Origin of the sequence: Streptomyces sp. NPDC059695, from assembly GCF_042733785.1 — a bacterium.
Taxonomy (GTDB): Bacteria; Actinomycetota; Actinomycetes; order Streptomycetales; family Streptomycetaceae; genus Streptomyces.
In genome coordinates this window covers 198,249-219,862 of record NZ_JBHWFF010000006.1, presented here as the reverse complement: position 1 = coordinate 219,862, position 21,614 = coordinate 198,249, and the positions used below count along the sequence as shown (strand labels likewise).

General features: G+C 72.0%; 15 protein-coding genes. 13 read left to right on the top strand and 2 right to left on the bottom strand.

What is annotated here, in order from left to right:
• Window positions 1-1,041: 1,041 nt before the first annotated feature.
• The 4 genes from ACFV2S_RS10445 to ACFV2S_RS10430 all read left to right on the top strand — a co-directional run bounded on the left by ACFV2S_RS10445 (window position 1,042) and on the right by ACFV2S_RS10430 (window position 5,956).
• On the top strand, window positions 1,042-1,842 hold the full coding sequence (locus tag ACFV2S_RS10445) for a class I SAM-dependent methyltransferase (RefSeq protein WP_385556114.1): 801 nt from the start codon (window positions 1,042-1,044) through the stop codon (window positions 1,840-1,842).
• Between the two features lie 109 nt (window positions 1,843-1,951).
• Entirely contained in the window at window positions 1,952-2,545 is a 594-nt protein-coding gene (locus tag ACFV2S_RS10440) for a TetR/AcrR family transcriptional regulator (RefSeq protein WP_385556112.1), read from the top strand.
• Window positions 2,542-4,320 carry an alpha/beta fold hydrolase gene (locus tag ACFV2S_RS10435; RefSeq protein WP_385556110.1) on the top strand — a complete coding sequence of 593 codons (1,779 nt, stop codon included), beginning with the start codon at window positions 2,542-2,544 and terminating at the stop codon, window positions 4,318-4,320. The genes ACFV2S_RS10440 and ACFV2S_RS10435 overlap by 4 nt, the downstream gene beginning before the upstream one ends.
• A gap of 157 nt (window positions 4,321-4,477) precedes the next feature.
• Window positions 4,478-5,956 (top strand): glutamate--cysteine ligase, encoded by a 1,479-nt coding sequence (locus tag ACFV2S_RS10430; protein ID WP_385556109.1) that lies wholly within the window; start codon window positions 4,478-4,480, stop codon window positions 5,954-5,956.
• Window positions 5,957-6,038: 82 nt separating this feature from the next.
• Here the strand turns inward: ACFV2S_RS10430 and ACFV2S_RS10425 are convergent, their stop codons facing one another.
• A complete protein-coding gene (locus tag ACFV2S_RS10425) occupies window positions 6,039-7,382 on the bottom strand; it encodes an ROK family protein (RefSeq protein WP_385556107.1) in 1,344 nt (447 codons plus the stop codon).
• Between the two features lie 134 nt (window positions 7,383-7,516).
• Between ACFV2S_RS10425 and ACFV2S_RS10420 the strand changes: the two genes are divergently transcribed.
• The 5 genes from ACFV2S_RS10420 to ACFV2S_RS10400 all read left to right on the top strand — a co-directional run bounded on the left by ACFV2S_RS10420 (window position 7,517) and on the right by ACFV2S_RS10400 (window position 13,248).
• Window positions 7,517-8,821 (top strand): ABC transporter substrate-binding protein, encoded by a 1,305-nt coding sequence (locus ACFV2S_RS10420; protein WP_385556105.1) that lies wholly within the window; start codon window positions 7,517-7,519, stop codon window positions 8,819-8,821.
• A gap of 11 nt (window positions 8,822-8,832) precedes the next feature.
• Window positions 8,833-9,825, top strand: a complete 993-nt coding sequence (locus ACFV2S_RS10415) for a carbohydrate ABC transporter permease (protein WP_383800965.1) — start codon at window positions 8,833-8,835, stop codon at window positions 9,823-9,825.
• A 34-nt stretch (window positions 9,826-9,859) separates the two neighbouring features.
• On the top strand, window positions 9,860-10,699 hold the full coding sequence (locus ACFV2S_RS10410; RefSeq protein ID WP_385556265.1) for a carbohydrate ABC transporter permease: 840 nt from the start codon (window positions 9,860-9,862) through the stop codon (window positions 10,697-10,699).
• 35 nt (window positions 10,700-10,734) lie between these two features.
• Window positions 10,735-12,126 carry a GH1 family beta-glucosidase gene (locus ACFV2S_RS10405; RefSeq protein ID WP_385556102.1) on the top strand — a complete coding sequence of 464 codons (1,392 nt, stop codon included), beginning with the start codon at window positions 10,735-10,737 and terminating at the stop codon, window positions 12,124-12,126.
• 90 nt (window positions 12,127-12,216) lie between these two features.
• Entirely contained in the window at window positions 12,217-13,248 is a 1,032-nt protein-coding gene (locus tag ACFV2S_RS10400; RefSeq protein ID WP_385556100.1) for a phosphotransferase family protein, read from the top strand.
• Between the two features lie 19 nt (window positions 13,249-13,267).
• Here ACFV2S_RS10400 and ACFV2S_RS10395 read toward each other — a convergent pair whose 3' ends face one another.
• The gene (locus ACFV2S_RS10395; RefSeq protein WP_385556098.1) at window positions 13,268-14,287 is read right to left on the bottom strand and encodes a LacI family DNA-binding transcriptional regulator; all 1,020 of its coding nucleotides are present in this window, start codon (window positions 14,285-14,287) and stop codon (window positions 13,268-13,270) included.
• A 192-nt stretch (window positions 14,288-14,479) separates the two neighbouring features.
• Here ACFV2S_RS10395 and ACFV2S_RS10390 point away from each other — a divergent pair, with 192 nt between their 5' ends.
• The 4 genes from ACFV2S_RS10390 to ACFV2S_RS10375 all read left to right on the top strand — a co-directional run bounded on the left by ACFV2S_RS10390 (window position 14,480) and on the right by ACFV2S_RS10375 (window position 21,608).
• Complete coding sequence (locus ACFV2S_RS10390) at window positions 14,480-16,669, top strand: discoidin domain-containing protein (protein ID WP_385556096.1); 2,190 nt, start codon at window positions 14,480-14,482, stop codon at window positions 16,667-16,669.
• 139 nt (window positions 16,670-16,808) lie between these two features.
• The gene (locus ACFV2S_RS10385; RefSeq protein WP_385556094.1) at window positions 16,809-18,989 is read left to right on the top strand and encodes a discoidin domain-containing protein; all 2,181 of its coding nucleotides are present in this window, start codon (window positions 16,809-16,811) and stop codon (window positions 18,987-18,989) included.
• Window positions 18,990-19,019: 30 nt separating this feature from the next.
• Window positions 19,020-20,117, top strand: a complete 1,098-nt coding sequence (locus tag ACFV2S_RS10380; protein ID WP_385556092.1) for a DUF1996 domain-containing protein — start codon at window positions 19,020-19,022, stop codon at window positions 20,115-20,117.
• A 90-nt stretch (window positions 20,118-20,207) separates the two neighbouring features.
• Window positions 20,208-21,608 (top strand): GH1 family beta-glucosidase, encoded by a 1,401-nt coding sequence (locus ACFV2S_RS10375; RefSeq protein WP_385556090.1) that lies wholly within the window; start codon window positions 20,208-20,210, stop codon window positions 21,606-21,608.
• Window positions 21,609-21,614: the final 6 nt, after the last annotated feature.

Below are 21,614 nucleotides of genomic sequence, written 5' to 3'. Positions count from 1 at the left end.
ATTTGCAAATCACTGGGTGCGGCGTCCTGGCGCCCGCATGGTCGCGGTGTCACTTTCTCGGGCGGCGGGGGGGGGTGGGCCCCGCGGCCCCGCGCCCCCCCCTAGCGGGCCGCGGGGCACGGGAGGGGAGCCCGGAACGCTCCGTAGCTCACCGCCCCGGCAGCTCCGCGTACAGCCGGGGTGGGAGGTGTCCCGGCCAGCCCCGACCGGCGGGTTTACCCCCACCGACCTCGCGCGCTACGGCCCTGCCGCCCGTCACCGGTCGTTCCCGCCGGCCGCGTCAGCCCTTCCTGAAGCACCGTCCGCCCACGTCCCTCCCGTGCTGACCGGATGGCACTGCCCTCTGGCACCCACCCGCCACTCGAAGGAGTGGATCGACAGCCTCACGGTTGACGCTCGCGCGGCTCTGGAGGGACGCGGTCGGCGATGACCGTCGGCTCGCGCCCGTACCCGGCTGCGCCGCCGGTTCGACGGTCACCTCGACGGCTCGTCTCCGAAGGTGAACCGCCAGGACCTCCATCTCGACGAGAGTGCCGACGAGCCCGGTCCGGGCCAGTTGCGTCGCCTGCTCTCGCGCTTCGCTCAGGGACAGGTCGCGTGCGCCACGCAGCGCCTGCAGCACGGGAACCAGGCTCGGGGCGTCTTCGGAGAGGCCCAGTCGCGACGGCCCGTGCGCTCGCAGCAGGGCCTGTCGAATGTTCTCCGGCGTGACCGGCCCGCTGTCCTCCTCGCACCAGGCGTCAGGGCAGTCCGCGCATCGGCCTTCGGTTCCCCAGCTGAGCGTGCCGTTCCAGGAGAACTGGCCGACGTCACAGATCGTCGTGCCTCCGCATGCACCGCACCGGCCTGTCACCTGCGCTCCTTGCGTGATCAGCGGGGCTCCTCCGTGTCGTTGGGGGTCGTTGGTGCTCGTCGATGCTCGTCGAGGGGATCCTGCCCGAGAAGCCGGCGTGCGTCGATCAGGTTGCGGACGAGGTGAAGCCTCGACACGCGCGGCGCGTCGAGGCGCAGGCCTCCCGTCGCGGGGCTAGCGTCCCGGGGATGACGGGAGTCGATGCCGACCGGTGGTGGTCCGAGTCCATGCCCGCCGTGTACGAGCGGTACCTCGTGCCGGCGGTCTTCCGGCCCTTCGCCGATGATCTGAGCGCCCGTGTGGTGGCGCTTCGCCCCCGCCGTGTCCTGGAACTCGCCGCCGGGACGGGTGTCCTGACGTCAGGTCTGCTCTCCGCCGCGCCGGCCGCCGAGGTGACGGCCACCGACCTGAACGAGGCGATGGTCGCCTTCGGAGCGGCCCGGGCTCCGGGCGCGGTGTGGCGGCGGGCCGACGCGCAGCGGCTGCCGTTCCCGGACGGTGTCTTCGACCTGGTGGTCTGCCAGTTCGGCGTGATGTTCTTCCCCGACCGGGTCGCGGCCTACGCCGAGGTCCGGCGGGTGCTGGCCCCGGGCGGGCGGTTCCTGTTCAACACCTGGGGCCCCCTCGCCACGCACGCTTTCGCCGCCGCGCTCCAGGCCGGGCTGGAGCGGGCCCTTCCCGGCGACCCCCCGGGGTTCCTGAGGACGATCCCGCACGGTTACGCCGATCCCGCCGCCGTGGCCGCCGACCTGGCGTCCGCCGGGTTCGCCGTCGAGGAGGAGCGGGAGGTCACGCTGGTGGGCCGGGCGCCGTCGGCCGCCGAGGTCGCCCTCGGGTTTCTCGCCGGGACGCCGGTGCGCGCGGCGGTCGAGCGGCACGGGGACGTCGCGGCCGTCCAGGACGCCGTCGCCGGGACGATGACCGCCCGGCTGGGTCCGGGGCCCGTCAGCGGCCCGATGACGGCGTACGTCTTCCTCGGCTCGGTCTGAGCAGCGGCTCGGTCTGAGCGGCGGCGCCGCCGTCGGCGCCTCTCCCGTCGCGAACAGCACGCGACTGAAAGGCACTTGTAAAATATGTAGACCGGTCTATTCTTTCCTCATGGCAGACACCAAGGGAGCCAGGACCAGCCTGCGGCTGGCGGAATCGATGCTGGAGCTGATCCAGCGTCACGGATACAGCGGTACAGGGCTCAACACGGTGGTGGAGCACTCGGGCGCCCCCAAGGGCTCCCTCTACTTCCACTTCCCCCAGGGGAAGGAAGCCCTCGGGGAGAAGGCCGTCCAGCTCGCCGCCGCGCGGTTCGGCGCACTCGTCGCCGACTCGGCGCAGAAGTCGGCGGCGCCGGCCGCCGTGGTGGGCCGTGTGATCGACGAGCTCGCCGGGATGCTCGAGGACAGCGACTTCCAGCTGGGATGCCCGGTCTCGGTGGTGACGCTGGAGATGGGAGTGCGGAGCGACCGGCTCCGGGACGCCTGCGCCCAGGCCTTCGAGTCGTGGATCTCGCCGGTGAGCGACCTGCTCGTCGCCCACGGCCGCCCCCGGGACGTCGCACGCGCCCTCGCGACCGCCGTGGTCAGCATGGTGGAGGGAGCGGTGATCGTGTCGCGTGCCCAGCGATCCACCGCACCGCTGCACTGCGCCGCCCAGGCGATCACCGTGCTCCTCGGGCCGGGAGCGGAGGCCCCGGCATGAGCCCGGAGGGCAGGCACGCGCTGGTGCTGGGCGCGAGCGGTTTCATCGGCCGCCATGTGGTTCTCGCGCTCGGCCGGGCCGGTGTGCGGGTGAGCGCGGCCTCCCGGAGCCGTGAGTCCGCCCTGCGGCTGACCCGCTGGCTGGCGGCGCGCGGGCACGACCGGGTCCCGGCCGACGTCCGGGTCGATTTCTCGACGGCGTCACTGGTCGAGGGCGCGTACGACGACGTCACCGAGATCTACAACTGCGCCGGTGCCTACCGGTTCGGGATGTCCGTGGACGAGGCGCGTCGCGCCAACGTGGACAGCGTCCGTACGGTCGTCGCGTTCGCCGCGCGGATGCCGAACCTCCGCCGCCTGGTCCAGGTGTCCGGGTACCGGGTGGGCGGGCAGGACGCCACGGCGTGGAGCGAGGAGCGCCGACGTGAGACGTACCGGGCACTCGGCCCGTACGAGGCTTCCAGGGCCGAGGCGGACGCCGTCTTCCAGGAGCTCGCGGCGCGGCTGAACGTGCCCTGGTCCATCGTCAACCCGTCGAGCGTCATCGGGGACGGTGCCACCGGGGAGTCCGACCAGTACCTGGGGCTCGCCGCCACCCTCGGGGATCTCTGGCACGGATCCCTGGCTGCGCTGCCGGGCACGGGCCGGACCTTCGTCCCCGTGGTCGCCGTCGACCACCTCGCACGGTTCATGACGCTGCTGCCGACGGACGCGTCCACGCGGGCCACCTCCTACTGGGTGCTGGACGACGACACCCCCGCGCTGCCGGACCTGCTCAAGCTCGTGGCGGACCACTACGGGGTCGCGGCACCCCGGACACGGGTGCCGGTGCCCCTGCTCAAGTGGCTTCCCCGCCGGCTCACGAAGGCCGATCCGGAGACGCTGACGTTCCTGTCGGCGGACCGCTATCCGACCGGCTCCGCCCGTGACGTCGCCGTCCGGCACCGGCTGCCCGTGCCGGACACCGCCACGACGATCTTGCGGTGGGCCGACCACCTCGCGGCCCACCGCTTCGGCGACGCCCCCGCGGGTGACAGGAGGTTCACCGCGCCGGGCGGGATCCGGACGTTCGAACTGGGCCGGGAGGACGCGGCCACGGTGGTGCTGCCCGGTCTGCCGGTCAACGCCGACACCTGGGCGCCGGTCGTCGCGGCGCTCGGGAACGCCCGCGCTGTCGACCTGCCGGGCCTGGGCATGAGCAGCGGCAGCCGGGACGACTGGCCCGCCTGGCTGACCGCGCTGGTCACCGAGACCGGCGCCCGCCATCTGGTGGGCCACTCCCTCGGCGCCGCCGCGGCCGTGGAGGCCGCGGCCGCCCACCCGGACCGGGTGGACGGGCTCACGCTCGTGGCGCCGTTCTTCCTGCAGGGCTCCCCGCCCCGTACCGCCGCGTGGACCCCCCTGACCCGCGGGCTCCTGCGCCGTACGACTCCCGCGGCGCTCTCCGTACGGCTGACCGGCACGCCGGAGCACGCGTCCGCGCTCCGAGCCGCGGTCACGGACCTGCGCCGCGGCACCACCTCGGGCACCGCCGCCCGGCTCCTGGCGGCCACCCGAAGCGCGCGGTGGCGCACGGACCTCCAGGCCGGGCTGAAGCGGTACCCGGGGCGCGTCCACGTCGTCACGGGCTCCGAGGATCCGCTGACCCCCGAGGCGCGTTCCCTGCTGGAAGGCCTTCCGCACGCGACCGTGACCGTGATCGCCGGCGCGGGGCACCACCCCCAGCTGACGCACCCGGAGGAGGTCGCCCGGGCCATCCGTGAGCGGACTCCCTGACCTGGGCGTCCCCGGAGGAGTTCTCCGCGCGCCGTCCCTCGTCCCCCGCGGCGACTCCCGCCGCCGCGGGGGCCCGCGTCCCGTTCGGTGGTCGGGTCGAGGCCGAAGTGGGACTCTGAAGGGGAAGGTCCGTGCCGACGAGTCTCGGGAGGGCCGAATGGGACGCGACGTCCCGGCGCTGGAGTTCACCCGTGACGACCGTCGCCGGTTCCGGAACAAGCTGCACAGCTGTCTCGACGTGTTCGCCCAGATGCTGCGGGAGTCACGGTTCGACTTCGAGCGGCCGCAGGTCGGTCTGGAGATCGAGCTGAACCTCGTGGACGAGGCCGCGGAGCCCGCCATGCGCAGCGTGGACGTCCTCGAGGCGCTCGCGGATCCGTCGTGGTCGACCGAGCTCGGGCGGTTCAATCTGGAGATCAACATCGACCCCCGGCAGCTCACCGCGGGGGGTCCCGGATCCTGGGAGCAGGAGATCAGGGACGCGCTCAACCACGCCGAGGAGAAGGCCGCGGCGATCGGGGCGCACCTCGTCATGATCGGGATCCTGCCGACGCTGGAGCTGAAGGACGTGGGTCCTGCGTCGCTCTCCGAGAATCCGCGCTACCGCCTGCTGAACGAGCAGATCTTCGCGGCACGCGGCGAGGACCTGCTGATCTCCGTGGACGGGGTGGAGCGGTTGCGCACCTACGCGGACACGATCACGCCGGAGGCCGCGTGCACCAGCACGCAGTTCCACCTGCAGGTGGCACCGGACGAGTTCGCGGACTACTGGAACGCGGCGCAGGCTGTCGCCGGGGTGCAGGTGGCCCTGGCGGCGAACTCCCCGTTCCTCTTCGCCAAGGAGCTGTGGCGCGAGACGCGCATTCCCCTGTTCGAGCAGACCACCGACACGCGGCCGGAAGAGATCAAGGTGCAGGGGGTCCGGCCCCGGGTGTGGTTCGGCGAGAGGTGGATCACCAGCGTCTTCGACCTCTTCGAGGAGAACGCCCAGTACTTCCCGGCGTTGCTGCCGCTCTGCGACGACGAGGATCCCCAGGAGACCCTCGACCACGGAGGGATCCCCGGTCTCTCCGAACTCACCCTGCACAACGGGACGGTCTACCGGTGGAACCGGCCCGTCTACGCCGTCGTCGACGGGGTGCCGCACCTGCGGATCGAGAACCGCGTGCTGCCCGCGGGTCCCACGGTGGCCGACGTGCTGTCGAACGGCGCGTTCTACTACGGGCTGGTCCGCGCCCTGGTCGAGGAGGACCGGCCCGTCTGGTCGCGGATGTCGTTCTCGGCCGCCGAGGACAATCTGTACGCCGCGGCCCGGCACGGGATCGACGCCCAGCTGTACTGGCCGGGGATGGGTGAAGTGCCCGTGACCGAACTGGTGCTGCGGCGCCTGCTGCCGCTCGCGGACCGCGGTCTCCAGCGGACGGGCATGGACACGGCCTGGCGGGAGCCGCTGCTCGGGATCATCGAACAGCGGTGCGTCAGCGGCCGGAACGGCGCGGTGTGGCAGTCGGAGACGTTCCACCACATCCACGACATCGGCCATGTGGACCGGCATCAGGCGCTGCGGCGGATGACGCAGCAGTACCTCGACTACATGCACATGAACGCTCCGGCGCACACCTGGCCGGTCGACTGAGGGCCCCGCGCCCGCGAAGCCCGTCCCCAGGAGCCCCGCTCCCCCGCTCCGCCGAAGCGCACTCCCGCGCGGCCCGCCCCGCTCAGGGAGAGACCCGGTCCTGGAGGGCGGACTGCCAGGCGGGCGCGGGCGTGGCGGGTGCGGTCTCGGGGCGTCGGCCGCCCTGGGCGAAGAAGTCGACCAGCGGCAGCAGGGCGGCTCCGACGGTGACCGCCTCGGGTCCCAGGGTGCCGAGACCGATGGCGGTGCGACTGACCGGGTACCGGAGCGCGTACTCCCGCGCGTACGCGGACACCGTCGCCAGGAAGCGGGTGCCCAGCTGGAGGCCCGCCCAGCCGCCGACGAGGATGCGCTCGGGCTGGAAGAGGTTGATGAGATCGGCGAAGCCCGCGCCCAGGTACTCGGCGGTCTCCTCCAGCACCGCGAGCGCCGTGACGTCCGCCTGCGCACCCGGGTCGGCGGGATACGCGGCGGCCAGCATCGCCGTCAGGGCCGTCTCCTCGTCCGCGCCCGCCGGCGGCTCCCCGCCCGCCTCGCGCCACCGGTCCAGGAGCGCCTCGGCGCCCGCGTACGCCTCCAGGCAGCCCTGGGCGCCGCAGCGGCAGCGGCGGCCCCGGACCCGTACCGTCAGATGGCCCCACTCGACGGCCCGGCCGGGCCCCATCGGGTCGGTGACCACGCAGGCGCCGACACCGGAGCCGAACAGGACGACCACCGCGCTGCGCGCGCCCCGGCCGGCGCCGAACCACATCTCCGCCTGGCCCAGGGTCTTGGCGCCGTTGTCGATCCAGTAGGGGACGTCCTCGGGCAGGTCGACGGCGGCGCGGAGGAGGCGCTCGAAGGGGACGGCGTCCCAGCCGACGGTCTGGCCGTGGACGACGGCGCCGTCCCCGGCGTCGCGGGCGACGATGCCGGGGACGCCGATCCCGACCCCGATGAGCCGCCCGGCGGGCACGGCCGCGGTGCGCAGCACCTCGGCGATGCCTTCGCGGAGGTGGGCGACGACGAGGTCCACGTCGTACCGGGCCGTACGGGGTCCCGAGCTCGCCAACGCCCGCTCGGTGCGGGCGAGTTCGGTGAGGGTGAGGTCGAAGAGCTCGATCCTGACCCGGGTCTCCCCGATGTCGACGCCGATCATGAAGCCGCTGGCGGGGCTGATCCGGACGAGGGTGCGGGGCCGTCCGCCGGCCGAGTCGACGCTGCCGGCCTCCTCCACGAGGCCCTCCGCGACGAGTTCGGCGACCACGTTGCTGACGGAGCCGGAGCTGAGACCGGTCGCCGGGCCGAGCATGAGCCGGCTCATCGGTCCGTCGAAGTACAGCCTGCGCAGAACGGCGGTGCGGTTCTCGCGCCGCAGGTCACGCACCGTACGGCCAGTTCTCGCGTGCACTTTGGTCCCCGTCTCTGGAGTCGTTCCTTGCAACATACCCGCAGTCCAAGCCTTGACGCGACCTTCTCATGGGGTTTAACTCACATCCTAAATTAAGCCGATGTTACGGCGAGGCCTCCAGCAGCTCACCGCATCGGCAACCCCCTCGTCCCCGAAAGGGCCCAGGAGCCATGCGCAGAATCAGAGCCGCTGTCACCGGTGCCGTCACGCTCTCCCTCGCCTTCACCGCCACCGCCTGCGGGGGCGGTGAAGGGAGCGAGGCGTCGCCGAAGACCCTCACCTACTGGGCCTCCAACCAGGGCTCCAGCATCGAGGTCGACAAGAAGGTCCTGCAGCCCGAGCTCGACCAGTTCGAGAAGGAGACCGGGATCAAGGTCAAGCTGGAGGTGGTGCCCTGGTCCGACCTGCTCAACCGGATCCTCACCGCCACCACGTCCGGCCAGGGCCCCGACATCCTCAACATCGGCAACACCTGGAGCGCCTCGCTGCAGTCCACCGGCGCCCTGCTGCCCTGGGACGCGAAGAACTTCGAGGCCATCGGCGGCAAGGACCGCTTCGTCGACTCCGCGCTCGGCTCCACCGGCGTCTCCGGCAAGGAGCCGGCCGCCGTCCCGCTGTACTCCATGGCGTACGCGCTGTACTACAACAAGCAGCTGTTCAAGGACGCCGGCATAACGAAGCCGCCGACCACCTGGGACGAGGTGGCCGCGGCGGGCAAGAAGCTCGGCAAGAACGGCAAGTCGGGCATCGGCGTCGAGGGCTCCAACCTGTCCAACAACATCCACCAGGTGTTCGTGCTCGGCAAGCAGCACGGTGCCGACTTCTTCACCGCCGACGGGAAGCCGGACTTCACCTCCGACGGGGCCGTCGCCGCCGTGAAGCAGTACGTCGACCTGATGGCGGCGCAGAAGATCGTCGCCCCCGGCAACGCCGAGTACGCCCAGAACCAGTCCCTCAGCGACTTCGCCAAGGGCAAGACCGGCATGGTCCTGTGGCAGACGCCGCAGCAGACCTTCGCCTCCCAGGGCATGGCCCCGGACGACTGGGGCGTGGCTCCCGCCCCGGTCCCCTCGGGCACGCCGGGCCAGGGCGCACAGACCAACTCGATGGTCGCCGGCATCAACATGGCCGTCTTCAAGAACACCAAGAACCTCGACGGCGCGCTGAAGTTCGTGAAGTTCATGACCAGCGACGAGGAGCAGATCCTCCTCAACAAGGCCTACGGCTCGGTCCCGCCGGTGAAAAGCGCCCAGAAGGACCCCGTCTTCGCCGACCCGTCGCTCACCGTCATCCGGGAGACCCTCGCCTCCAGCGCGGCGGCCCTGCCGCAGGTCCCCGAGGAGTCGCAGTTCGAGACCGTCGTCGGCACCGCGGTCAAGGAGCTGTTCGCCGACGCCGCCGCGGGCCGCCCGGTCACCACGGAGTCCGTGAAGGCCAAGCTCGAAAAGGCCCAGCAGCAGATGCCCAAGAAGTAGGCCGCCCCACCATGACCGAGACCGCCGTCACTCCCCCGAGTGAGCGGGCGGTGCGCAAGGCCACACCCGGAGAGGCGCGCGCACCACGCCGCTCCGGGCGTCGCCGCATCGCACTGCCGTACCTTCTGCTCCTGCCCGCCCTGCTCCTCGAACTGCTCGTCCACCTCGTCCCGATGCTCATGGGCATCACCATGAGCTTCAGGGAGCTCACCCAGTTCTACATCCGGAACTGGTCGGAGGCGCCCTGGTCGGGCCTGGACAACTTCAGCGTCGCGATCGACTTCGACGCCCCCGTCGGCCAGGCCCTCCTCAAGTCCTTCGTGACGACGTGCGTCTTCACCCTCGCGTCCGTGGGGCTGTGCTGGTTCCTGGGCACGGCCGCCGCGATCTTCCTCCAGGAGAACTTCCGGGGCCGCGGCTTCCTCCGCACGCTGTTCCTCGTCCCGTACGCCCTGCCCGTCTACGCGGCCGTCATCACCTGGTCCTTCATGTTCCAGCGCGACAACGGCCTCATCAACCACGTCCTCCACGACCAGCTCGGCATCGGCGACAGCCCCGCCTTCTGGCTCATCGGGGACAACAGCTTCTGGGCCCTGCTCGTCGTCTCCGTCTGGAAGGGCTGGCCCTTCGCCTTCCTCACCGTCATGGCCGGACTGCAGAACATCCCCCGGGACATGTACGAGGCGGCGGCCCTCGACGGGGCCGGCGTGTGGAAGCAGATCCGGCACATCACCCTGCCGTCGCTGCGCTCCGTCAACCAGGTCCTCGTGCTCGTCCTCTTCCTCTGGACCTTCAACGACTTCAACACGCCGTTCGTGCTCTTCGGCAAGGCGGCGCCCGAAGCGGCGGACCTGATCTCGCTCCACATCTACCAGTCGTCCTTCCAGACGTGGAACTTCGGCACCGGCTCGGCCATGTCCGTCCTGCTGCTGCTGTTCCTCCTCGTCGTCACGGGCGTCTACCTCCTGGTCACCAGCCGCGGAAGGAAGACCGCCGATGTCTGAGCACGCATCCCGGCGCACGGCACCGCGCTCCCCCATGGCGGCGCCCCGCTCCTTCCTCTGGACGCGGCGGATCTTCCTCACCCTGCTCACCGCCTTCGTGGTGCTGCCGGTGTACGTCATGGTCTCCAGCTCCCTCAAACCCCTCGAGGACGTGTCGGGGAAGTTCGAGTGGATCCCGTCCGGGCTCACGCTCCGCCCGTACTTCGACATCTGGGAGACCGTCCCGCTCGCCGACTACTTCGTGAACTCGATCGTCGTCGCGGGCGCGGCCACGGTCCTCTCCGTGGCCGTCGCGATCTTCGCCGCGTACGCCGTCAGCCGCTACACCTTCCGCGGCAAGCGCGTCTTCACCGTGACGGTGCTGTCCACGCAGATGTTCCCCGGCATCCTCTTCCTGCTACCGCTCTTCCTCATCTACGTCAACATCGGCAACGCCACCGGCATCGCCCTCTTCGGCTCGCGCGAAGGTCTGATCCTCACCTATCTGACCTTCTCCCTGCCGTTCTCCATCTGGATGCTGACCGGCTACTTCGACTCGATCCCGCGTGAACTCGACGAGGCGGCCAAGGTCGACGGCTGCGGTCCGATCAGCGCGCTGGTGCGCGTCATCGTCCCGGCCGCGTCCCCCGGCATCGTCGCCGTCGCCGTCTACGCCTTCATGACCGCCTGGGGCGAGGTCCTCTTCGCCTCCGTCATGACCAACGACACCACCCGCACCCTCGCCGTCGGTCTCCAGGGGTACGCCACCCAGAACGACGTGTACTGGAACCAGGTGATGGCCGCCTCCCTCGTGGTCAGCGTCCCCGTCGTCGCCGGCTTCCTGCTCCTCCAGCGCTACCTCGTCGCCGGCCTCACCGCAGGTGCGGTCAAGTGACGCCCCTCTCCACACCCATCACGAAGAGGTTCCCCGTGTCCGAATCCACCGACTCCCGCACCACGCTCGACCTGGAGGCCTTCCCGCCGGACTTCGCCTGGGGCACGGCGACCTCCGCCTACCAGATCGAGGGCGCCGTGGCCGAGGACGGCCGCGCCCCCTCCATCTGGGACACGTTCTCCCGCATCCCCGGCGCGATCGACAACGGCGACCACGGCGACACCGCCTGCGACCACTACCACCGCTGGCCCGAGGACATCGCCCTCATGAAGGGGCTCGGCACCGACGCCTACCGGCTCTCCGTCGCCTGGCCCCGCGTCGTCCCCGGCGGCGACGGCCCCGTCAACGCCGCGGGGCTCGACTTCTACGACCGGCTCGTCGACGGCCTCCTCGACGCCGGGATCACCCCGTCCGTCACGCTCTACCACTGGGACCTGCCCCAGGCCCTCCAGGACCGGGTGAAGGACAGCCACGGCGGCTGGACCGAGCGGGCCACCGCCGAGCACCTCGCCGCGTACGCCTCCGTCGTCGCGGAGCGCCTCGGCGACCGGGTCACCCAGTGGGCGACGCTCAACGAACCGCTCTGCTCGGGCTGGATCGGCCACCTGGAAGGACGCATGGCCCCGGGCCTGAGCGACCTCACGGCCGCCGTCCGCGCCTCGTACCACCTGCTCCTCGGCCATGGGCTCGCGACCCAGGCCATCCGTGCCGCCGCCCCCGGCGCCCAGGTCGGCCTGGTCACCAACCACTCCACCGTCACACCCGCCTCCAGCCGGCCCGAGGACGTCGCCGCCGCGGCCCGCGCGGACGGCCACACCAACCGCTGGTGGCTCGACCCGGTGTACGGCCGAGGCTTCCCCGCCGACATGCGCGAGCTGTACGGCGTCGAACTCCCCGAGCGGGCGGGCGACCTGGAGCTCATCGCCGCCCCGCTCGACTGGCACGGCCTCAACTACTACTTCCCGGTGACCGTGGCCGACGACCCCGCGGGCCCCGTCCCGTACGCCCGCGAGGTCCGTCTCCCCGACGTGCCCCGCACCGGCATGGACTGGCAGATCGACGCCGGCGGCCTGGAGGCCTTCCTGCTGCGGCTCACCGACGACTACGGCGTCCGGAAGCTGTACGTCACGGAGAACGGCTCCGCCTTCCCCGACACCACCGGCCCCGACGGCGAGGTCCACGACCCGGAGCGCACCCGCTACCTGGAGGAGCACCTCGCCGCCTGCGCCCGCGCCGTGCGCAAGGGCGCCCCGCTCGCCGGGTACTACGCCTGGTCCCTGCTCGACAACTTCGAATGGGCCTACGGCTACGACAAGCGGTTCGGCCTCGTCCACGTCGACTACGCCACCCAGCGCAGGACCGTGAAGACGAGCGGACGCCGGTACGCGGACATCGTGCGCGCCCACCGGGAGGCGACCGGCGGCTGACCGCACGCCGTCGCGCTCCTCCGGAAGGCCGCCCCGACACCACCGGGGCGGCCTTCCGGCGCCCCCTCCCCTTCTCGTACAGGAGCCTCCATGTCCGCCGGCGCCGTCCCGTCCCCTCTCCCAGGAGCCTCCCCCGCCGACGAGGTCGTCGCCGGGCGGCTGCGCCAGGCGCTCGGCCCGGCGACGATCGTCCGGGACACCGCCCTCACCGGAGGCCTGTACAACTCCGTCCGGCTGCTCGAACTCGACGACGGTCGGCGCCTGGTGCTGAAGACCGCGCCCCCGGCACAGGTCCCCGCCCTGACCCACGAGCGGGGCCTCCTCGGCACCGAGGCGCTGTTCCACCGGCTCGCCGCCGGAACCGGCGCCCGGGTGCCCGCCGTCCTCCACCACGAACCCGCCGGGCCCGGCACTCCCGCCGAGTGGCTGCTCCTCACCCACCTCGACGGCATCACCTGGGACGCGGCCCGCGACCGGCTCGCACCGGCCGATCACGCCGCACTGCGCCGTCGCCTGGGCGCGAGCCTCGCCCGGATCGCCACGGTCACCGGTGCGGTGTACGGGTACCCGCAGCCCCCGGCCGGGCTCTGCGCCCCCGACTGGCCGGCGGCGTTCACCGCCATGCTGCGCGCCGTGCTCGCCGACGCGCGCCGGTTCGACGTCGCCCTGCCCGCCCCGCCCGGGGTCCTCGCGGACCTGCCCGTACGGTTCGGCCGCCGGCTCGCCGAGGTGCGTCGTCCCGCGCTCGTCCACTTCGACGCCTGGGCGGGCAACGTCATCGTCGCCCGGACCGGGAGCGGGCCCTGGCGGCTGAGCGGCCTGATCGACGGCGAACGCGCCTTCTTCGGAGACCCGTCGGCCGAACTCGTCGGACTCGACCCGCTCGGCGGCGCCGAGGACGACGCCGACCTCATGGCCGGCTACCGCTCCGTCGACCCCGCCTTCGCCCTCGGCACCGGCGCACGCGTCCGGCTCGCCCTCTACCGCGTCTACCTCGCCCTGGTGATGCGCGTGGAATCCGTCCCCCGTGCCTACGACGGAGACTTCGCGGCCTGGCTCGACACCTGGTCGGCGGCGCGTGTCAGGGAGCAGCTCGCCCTGCTCGACGCCCTGGAGCCATGAGGGGCGGGCGCCCGGGTCGTCACGTGGACTCGCGTACGACGAGCACCGGCTCGAACACCTTGGAGCCGGGCTCGGACCGCGTTCCGTCGAGCCGTTCGACCAGGAGACCGGCCATCGCGGCCGCCATCCGCTCCACCGGCTGGCGCACGGTGGTCAGCTGCGGCCGCGCCTTGCGCGCGGCCACGGAGTCGTCGAAGCCGACGACGGCCACGGTGCCGGGGACGGCCACGCCCTGCTCGCGCAGGTACGCGCAGGCGCCCTGAGCCATGAGGTCGTTGGCGGCGAACACGGCGTCGGTCCCGGGGTGGTCCCTCAGGAGCCTGGCCATCGCGCGCCTGCCGCTGTCCACCGTGAACCGGCCCCGGACGACGGGGACCGACGTGACCCCGCGGGCCGCGAGGGCCTCCCGGAAGCCGTCGAGGCGGTCGGCCGCCGTGGGGGCGGTGACCGGCGCGGCGATGGTGGCCGGGGCCCGCCGGCCGGTCGCCCACAGGTGCTCGGCGGCCAGCCGCGCGCCGGCGGCGTTGTCCAGGTCGACGAAGCCGCAGCCCTCCCCGTCGCGGGGGCGGCCGAACAGCACCGTGGGCAGGCCCGCCGCCGTCAGCATCGCCGGGAGCGGGTCGTTCTCGTCCAGGGGTACGACCAGGGCCCCGTCCGCGCCGCCCTGTCCGAGGTACTCGACGAGCTGGGTCCTGGCCCGTTCCGACTCGGCGACCAGCAGCACCGGCTGGATCGCGCGCCGGCGCAGTACCGGCAGGACGCCGTCCACCACCCGTCCGAAGAACGGGTCGGAGAACACCCGGGCGGTGAAGGAGCGGCCCGTGGCGGAGAGTACGAGGGCGACGGTGCCGGTGCGGCGCGTCACGAGGGAGCGGGCGGCCTGGTTGGGCGTGTAGCCGATGCGGGCGATGGCCTCGCGCACGCTCCGCTGGATGTCGGGAGCCACGTTCCGCACGCCGTTGACGACGCGGGACACGGTCGCGCGCGATACGCCCGCCTCTCGTGCGACGTCTTCCAGAGTCGGTGCTCGATTCCCCACCCACGCACCTTAACGGTGTCGCCTGTCCGGTGGGAGGACGGTCCGCGGCCGGACGCCACCCGTCAAGGTCGACACTTAATGAAAGCCAAAAGAAAAGGCCTGTCGTACGCCTTGACCGTCAACTCGCCCTGCGGGCAAGGTTTCGGGAGAGCGCTCTCCCACATTTCCCCCCTGTATCCAGAGGAGACCCCCATGTCTTCCGTCGGGTCCCCGCCGGTCCTCCGGCGCCCCGCCTCGGCCGTCCGACGGGCCGCCGTCGGCGCACTCGTCTCGTCGCTGGCCGGCGGCCTGCTCGCCCTCGCCCCCGCCACGACGGCACACGCCGCCCCCACCCTGCTCTCGCAGGGCAGGCCGGCCACCGCCTCCTCCACGGAAGGGGCCGCCTTCTCGGCGGGCGCCGCCGTCGACGGCGACCTCACCGGAACCCGCTGGGCCAGCTCCTGGCAGGACGCCCAGTGGATCCAGGTCGACCTGGGCAGCAGCGCCACGCTCAGCCACGCCGTCCTCACCTGGGAAGCCGCCTACGGCAAGAGCTACGAGATCCAGGCCTCCGAGAACGGCTCCGACTGGCGGACCGTCACCACCGTCACGGGAGGCGACGGAGGCACCGACGACGTCACGCTCTCCGGCACCGGCCGCTACATCCGCATGAAGGGCCTCACCCGGGCCACCGGATACGGCTTCTCCCTCTGGGAGTTCCAGGTGTACGGCACCGCCGGCGGCACCGGCCCCACCCTGCCCGGCGGCGGCGACCTCGGCCCCAACGTGCACGTCGTCGACCCCTCCACCCCCGGCATCCAGGCCAAGCTGGACGAGGTGTTCAAGCAGCAGGAGTCGGCCCAGTTCGGCACCGGCCGGCACGCCTTCCTCCTCAAGCCCGGCACGTACAACGGCCTCAACGCGCAGATCGGCTTCTACACCCAGATCGCCGGCCTCGGACTGCGCCCCGACGACACCACCATCAACGGCGACGTGACCGTCGACGCGGGCTGGTTCAACGGCAACGCCACCCAGAACTTCTGGCGCGGCGCGGAGAACCTGGCCGTCGCCCCGGTCAACGGCACCGACCGGTGGGCGGTCTCGCAGGCCTCCTCCTTCCGCCGCATGCACGTCAAGGGCGGACTCAACCTCGCGCCGGACGGCTACGGCTGGGCCAGCGGCGGCTACATCGCCGACTCCAAGATCGACGGCCAGATCGGCAACTACTCCCAGCAGCAGTGGTACACCCGGGACAGCACGATCGGCGGCTGGTCCAACAGCGTCTGGAACCAGGTCTTCTCGGGTGTCGAGGGCGCTCCGGCCACCTCCTTCCCGGAGCCCCGCTACACCACCCTCGACACCACCCCCGTCTCCCGCGAGAAGCCGTTCCTCTACCTGGACGGCACCGAGTACAAGGTCTTCGCGCCCGCCAAGCGCGTGAACGCCCGCGGCACCAGCTGGGCCAACGGCACCCCGCAGGGCGAGTCCATCCCCCTGAGCCAGTTCTACGTGGTCAAGCCGGGCGCCACCGCCGCCACGATCAACCAGGCGCTCGCCCAAGGCCTGCACCTGCTCTTCACCCCGGGCGTGTACCACGTCGACCAGACGATCAACGTGAACCGCGCGAACACCATCGTGCTCGGCCTCGGCCTCGCCACGATCATCCCCGACAACGGCGTCACCGCGATGAAGGTCGCCGACGTCGACGGCGTCCGGCTCGCCGGATTCCTGATCGACGCGGGCCCGGTCAACTCCCCGGTCCTCCTGGAGGTCGGACCGCAGAACGCGGCCGCGGACCACGCCGCCAACCCCACCACCGTGCAGGACGTGTACGTCCGCATCGGCGGCGCCGGCGCGGGCAAGGCGACCACCAGCATCGTCGTGAACAGCGACGACGCGATCATCGACCACACCTGGGTCTGGCGCGCCGACCACGGCGAGGGCGTCGGCTGGGAGACCAACCGGGCCGACTACGGCGTCCGCGTCAACGGTGACGACGTGCTCGCCACCGGCCTGTTCGTCGAGCACTTCAACAAGTACGACGTCGAGTGGTACGGCGAGCGCGGCCGCACGATCTTCTTCCAGAACGAGAAGGCGTACGACGCCCCCAACCAGGCCGCCGTCCAGAACGGCGCGACGAAGGGGTACGCCGCCTACCGGGTCGACGACTCGGTGAACACCCACGAGGGCTGGGGCCTCGGCAGCTACTGCTACTACAACGTGGACCCGACGATCCGCCAGGACCACGGCTTCAAGGCCCCCGTCAAGCCCGGCGTGAGGTTCCACAGCCTGCTCACCGTGTCCCTCGGCGGCAACGGCCAGTTCAACCACGTCATCAACGACACCGGAGCGCCCACCGAGGGCACCGCCACGGTTCCCTCGACCGTCGTCAACTTCCCCTGACGGTCCGGCGGGGCGGCCCCCCCCCCCCCCGCGGGCCCCCCCCCCCCCCCCCCCCCCCCCCGGGGGGCGGCGCCCCCGCCCCCGCCGCGCCGCCCGGAAGGCGATCCCACCTCCTCCCACAGTCCGTCCAGGAGCCGTCATGACCGCGACCACCGCCCCACCCACCGCACGAAGGCGCGCCCGCGCCCGCGCGACGGGCTCACTCGTCTCCCTCGGTGCTCTGCTCGCCGCCTCCACCACGGTGCTCACCGCGGCGCCCGCCACCGCCGCCGAGACCCTCCTCTCCCAGGGGAAGACCGCCACCGCCTCCTCGACCGAGGGCGCCGCCTGGGCCGCCTCCGCCGCGGTCGACGGCGACCTCACCGGAACCCGCTGGGCCAGCCAGTGGAGCGACGCCCAGTGGATCCAGGTCGACCTCGGCAGCAGCGCGAACATCAGCCGCATCGTCCTGAACTGGGAGGGCGCCTACGGCAAGGCCTACGACATCCAGCTGTCCGACAACGGCAGCGACTGGCGCACCGTCAAGTCCGTGACGGCGGGCGACGGGGGCACCGACGAGCTCGCGGTCACCGGCACCGGCCGCTACGTCCGCCTCCAGGGCGTCGCCCGGGGCACCGTATACGGCTACTCCCTGTGGGAGTTCCAGGTCTACGGCGGCGGATCCACACAGCCCCAGCCCGGCGGCGCCGTCCGCGTCGGCGGCACGCAGGGCAACTGGCAGCTGACGGTGGGCGGACAACCGTATACGGTCAAGGGCGTCACCTGGGGCCCCGCGATGGCCGACGCGGCCCGCTACATGCCGGACGTCCGGTCCATGGGCGTCAACACCGTCCGCACCTGGGGGACGGACGCCGGCACCAAGCCCCTGCTCGACGCGGCGGCCGCCAACGGCGTCAAGGTGATCAACGGCTTCTGGCTCCAGCCGGGCGGTGGACCGGGCTCCGGCGGCTGCGTCGACTACGTGACGGACACGGCGTACAAGGACAACGCGCTGAGCGAGTTCGCGAAGTGGGTCGACACCTACAAGTCCCATCCGGCCACGCTCATGTGGAACGTCGGCAACGAGTCCGTCCTCGGACTGCAGAACTGCTACAGCGGCACCCAGCTGGAGGCCCAGCGCAACGCGTACACGACCTTCGTCAACGACGTCGCGAGGCGGATCCACGCGATCGACCCGGACCACCCCGTCACCTCCACGGACGCCTGGACGGGTGCCTGGCCCTACTACAAGCGCAACGCGCCGGACCTCGACCTGTACTCGATGAACGCGTACGGCGACATCTGCGGGGTCCGCGAGGACTGGGTGGAGGGCGGCTACACCAAGCCGTACATCATCACCGAGACCGGACCCGCCGGCGAGTGGGAGACCCCCAAGGACGCCAACGGCGTCCCCGACGAGCCCACCGACGTCCAGAAGGCCGACGGGTACACAAAGGCGTGGAACTGCGTGACCGGCCACCAGGGCGTCGCCCTCGGCGCGACCGTCTTCCACTACGGCATCGAGCACGACTTCGGCGGCGTCTGGTTCAACCTCCTCCCCGACGGCCTGAAGCGCCTCTCGTACTACGCCCTCAAGAAGGCGTACACCGGCTCCGTCGCGGGCGACAACACCCCGCCGGTCATCAGCGGCATGACGGTCACGCCCGCCGGATCCGCCCCGGCCGGCGGCGAGTTCACCGTCCACGCCGACGTACGTGACCCCGACGGCGACCCCGTGACCACCAAGATCTACCTGAGCGGCAACTACGCCAGCGGCGACAAGCGCCTCGTCGACGCGCAGTACCGCTCCCTCGGCAACGGCACCTTCGCCGTCACCGCGCCCGAGAAGCTCGGCGTGTGGAAGGTGTACGTGCAGGCCGAGGACGGTCGCGGGAACGCGGGCATCGAGACCAAGTCCGTGAAGGTCGTCGCCCCGCCCGTCGCCGGCACCAACATCGCCCTGGGCCGGCCCACCACCGCCTCCTCCTTCCAGGCCTCCTACGGCGACTGCCCCTGCCCGGCCGCCAACGCCACCGACGGCAACGCCACCACGCGCTGGGCCAGCGACTGGAGCGACCCGCAGTGGATCCGGGTCGACCTCGGCTCGGTCCGCTCCTTCAACCGGCTCCAGCTCGTCTGGGACCCGGCGTACGCCCGCGCCTACGAGGTCCAGGTCTCCGACGACGGCTCCACGTGGCGCACCCTCCACACCACCACCAGCGGCAACGGCGACGTCGACACCATCGAGACCGGTGCCACCGCACGGTACGTCAGGCTCCAGCTCACCGCGCGCGGCACCGGCTGGGGCTACTCGCTCCACGAGTTCGGCATCTACAGCTGACCCCTCTCCGAGGAGAACGAGGAGATCACGATGAGAATCCGCGGCAGGACCCTGTCCGCCTTACTGCTCGCCGCCGCCCTGGGCACCTCCGCCCTGACCGTCGGCGCCTACAGCGCCGCCGCCGACGGGGCGGCCCCGGCACGGGCCTCCGCCCACACCGGACACGCGACGGGCGCCGGGGCGCACGTCATGGGCGCGTCCGCCCTCCCCTCGGCGGACGACGCCGACGGGGACGGGTACATCCCGGCCGTCCCGCAGGTCACCGGTGTGACGCCGTCCGACAGGACGCCGGCCCCCGCGTACCACCGCGAGTTCCAGGCCAACTGCTCCGTCACCCACACCGCGCCGGACGACCCGATCGTCTACCCGGGCCAGCCGGGCGCGTCCCACGACCACACGTTCATGGGCAACACGTCCACGAACGCCCACTCCACCACCGCCTCCCTGAGCGGCGGGGCCACCACGTGCAGCGCGCCCGACGACTCCTCGGCGTACTGGATGCCCTCGCTGTTCAAGGGCGACCAGAAGATCCTGCCCGTCGGACCCCAGGTCATCTACTACAAGTCGGGCGTCACCGACTACACGAGCGTGCGCCCCTTCCCCAAGGGGCTGCGGTTCGTCGTCGGCAGCCCGACGCAGAGCGCCCAGGAGTTCCGGGCCCACAAGGGGTTCGTCGAGGGCTGGGAGTGCGGTGACAGCTTCTTCAACGTCGACTTCCCGGCGAGCTGCCCGAGCCGGCCCGACGTGCAGCTCAACATCCGCTTCCAGGCGCCCAGCTGCTGGAACGGCCTGTACCTCGACACCCCCGACCACAAGAGCCACATGGCGTACCCGGTGGTCAAGCCCGGCACCAACGACAACATGTGCCCGGCCTCCCACCCGGTCGCCCTGCCGATGATCGAGTTCAAGATGGCCTTCCCGGTCAACGGCGACATGTCGCAGGTGCGGCTCTCCAGCGGGCGCGGCTACTCCTTCCACTACGACTTCTTCAACGCGTGGGAGGACCGCACCCTCAAGGCGCTGGTCGACCACTGTGTCGTCGGCGGCCTCCAGTGCGACACGCGCGGCTACGACCAGAACCACCCCGAGCGAGGCGCGGTCCTGAACGCGGACCACCGCCTGCCCTGAACCTCCCCGCCCCACGGCACGGCCCGGACGCCCCCGACGGCGTCCGGGCCGTGCCCACGTCCCCTCTCCCGTCAGCCACCAGGAGCACCCATGACCGCCCGCCACGACGCGCTCATCGACCGTCTCCCCCCGCACTTCCGCTTCGGCGCCGCCACCTCCGCCTTCCAGATCGAGGGGGCCGCCGACGAGGACGGCCGCACGCCGTCCATCTGGGACACCTTCTGCCGGGTCCCCGGGGCCATCGACAACGGCGACACCGGCGATGTCGCGTGCGACCACTACCACCGCATGCCCGAGGACGTCGCGCTCCTCGCCGATCTCGGCCTCGACACCTACCGGTTCTCCGTCGCGTGGCCCCGCGTCCAGCCGGGCGGGCGGGGTCCGGTCAATCCGGCGGGGATCGGCTTCTACGACCGGCTGGTCGACGAGCTCCTCGCGCGCGGCATCACGCCCTGGCTCACCCTGTACCACTGGGACCTGCCGCAGGAGCTCCAGGACGCGGGCGGCTGGCCCGCCCGCGACACCGCCCACCGCTTCGCCGACTACGCGGAACTCGTCCACGAGCGCCTCGGGGACCGCGTCACCCACTGGACCACGCTCAACGAACCCTTCTGCTCGGCCGTGCTCGGCCACGTCGAGGGCGTCCACGCCCCCGGGGGCCGCTCCTTCGCCGACGGGGTACGCGCCGTCCACCACCTGCACCTCGCCCACGGCCTGGCCGTCCAGCGGCTGCGCTCGGCCGCCCGGCGTCCGCTCGACCTCGCCGTCACCCACCTCCTCGGCACCAGCGGGCCGGCCACCGACACGGCCGTCGACCGCGAGGCGGCCCGCCGCGCCGACGCGCTCGGGTTCCGCTTCTACCTCGACCCGATCCTGCGCGGACGGTACCCGAAGGACCTCGTGGACGACCTGGCCGTACGCGGCGTCGAGATCCCGGTCCGGGACGGCGACCTGGAGATCATCTCCAGCCCCGTCGACACGCTGGGCGTCAACTACTACCGTTCGATGCGCACCTCGGGCGTGGACGAGAACGGCGCCGCCACCGACGCGCGCGGCCTCCCCGTCACGCGGAACCTGCCGCACGGAGGCCTCCCGGTCACGGGGCTCGGCTGGGAGGTGATGCCGCACGACCTCACGGCCCTGCTGCTGCGGGTCGCGCACGACTACCCGGGCACGTCGATGGTGGTCACCGAGAGCGGAGCGGCGTACGAGGACGTTCCCGACGCCCACGGCTTCGTCGACGACGCCGACCGCACGGCCTACCTCGCGGCCCACCTCGCCGCCGTGTCCGAGGCGCGCGCGGGCGGCGCGGACGTCCGGGGCTACTTCGCCTGGTCGCTCCTGGACAACTTCGAATGGGCGTACGGCTACGACAAGCGCTTCGGCCTCGTCCGCGTGGACTACCCCACCCAGACCCGCACCCCCAAGCGCAGCGCCCTGTGGCTACGCGACACGGCCCACCGCGTCCGCGGCGGCGCGGGACACGGGTGACCAGGT

Excerpts from the sequence above, each read along its gene's own strand:
- ACFV2S_RS10445 (WP_385556114.1), top strand. The coding sequence starts at position 1,042 with ATGACGGGAGTCGATGCCGACCGGTGGTGGTCCGAGTCCATGCCCGCC.
- ACFV2S_RS10440 (WP_385556112.1), top strand. The coding sequence starts at position 1,952 with ATGGCAGACACCAAGGGAGCCAGGACCAGCCTGCGGCTGGCGGAATCG.
- ACFV2S_RS10435 (WP_385556110.1), top strand. The coding sequence starts at position 2,542 with ATGAGCCCGGAGGGCAGGCACGCGCTGGTGCTGGGCGCGAGCGGTTTC.
- ACFV2S_RS10430 (WP_385556109.1), top strand. The coding sequence starts at position 4,478 with ATGGGACGCGACGTCCCGGCGCTGGAGTTCACCCGTGACGACCGTCGC.
- ACFV2S_RS10425 (WP_385556107.1), bottom strand. The coding sequence starts at position 7,382 with ATGTTGCAAGGAACGACTCCAGAGACGGGGACCAAAGTGCACGCGAGA.
- ACFV2S_RS10420 (WP_385556105.1), top strand. The coding sequence starts at position 7,517 with ATGCGCAGAATCAGAGCCGCTGTCACCGGTGCCGTCACGCTCTCCCTC.
- ACFV2S_RS10415 (WP_383800965.1), top strand. The coding sequence starts at position 8,833 with ATGACCGAGACCGCCGTCACTCCCCCGAGTGAGCGGGCGGTGCGCAAG.
- ACFV2S_RS10410 (WP_385556265.1), top strand. The coding sequence starts at position 9,860 with ATGGCGGCGCCCCGCTCCTTCCTCTGGACGCGGCGGATCTTCCTCACC.
- ACFV2S_RS10400 (WP_385556100.1), top strand. The coding sequence starts at position 12,217 with ATGTCCGCCGGCGCCGTCCCGTCCCCTCTCCCAGGAGCCTCCCCCGCC.
- ACFV2S_RS10390 (WP_385556096.1), top strand. The coding sequence starts at position 14,480 with ATGTCTTCCGTCGGGTCCCCGCCGGTCCTCCGGCGCCCCGCCTCGGCC.
- ACFV2S_RS10385 (WP_385556094.1), top strand. The coding sequence starts at position 16,809 with ATGACCGCGACCACCGCCCCACCCACCGCACGAAGGCGCGCCCGCGCC.
- ACFV2S_RS10380 (WP_385556092.1), top strand. The coding sequence starts at position 19,020 with ATGAGAATCCGCGGCAGGACCCTGTCCGCCTTACTGCTCGCCGCCGCC.
- ACFV2S_RS10375 (WP_385556090.1), top strand. The coding sequence starts at position 20,208 with ATGACCGCCCGCCACGACGCGCTCATCGACCGTCTCCCCCCGCACTTC.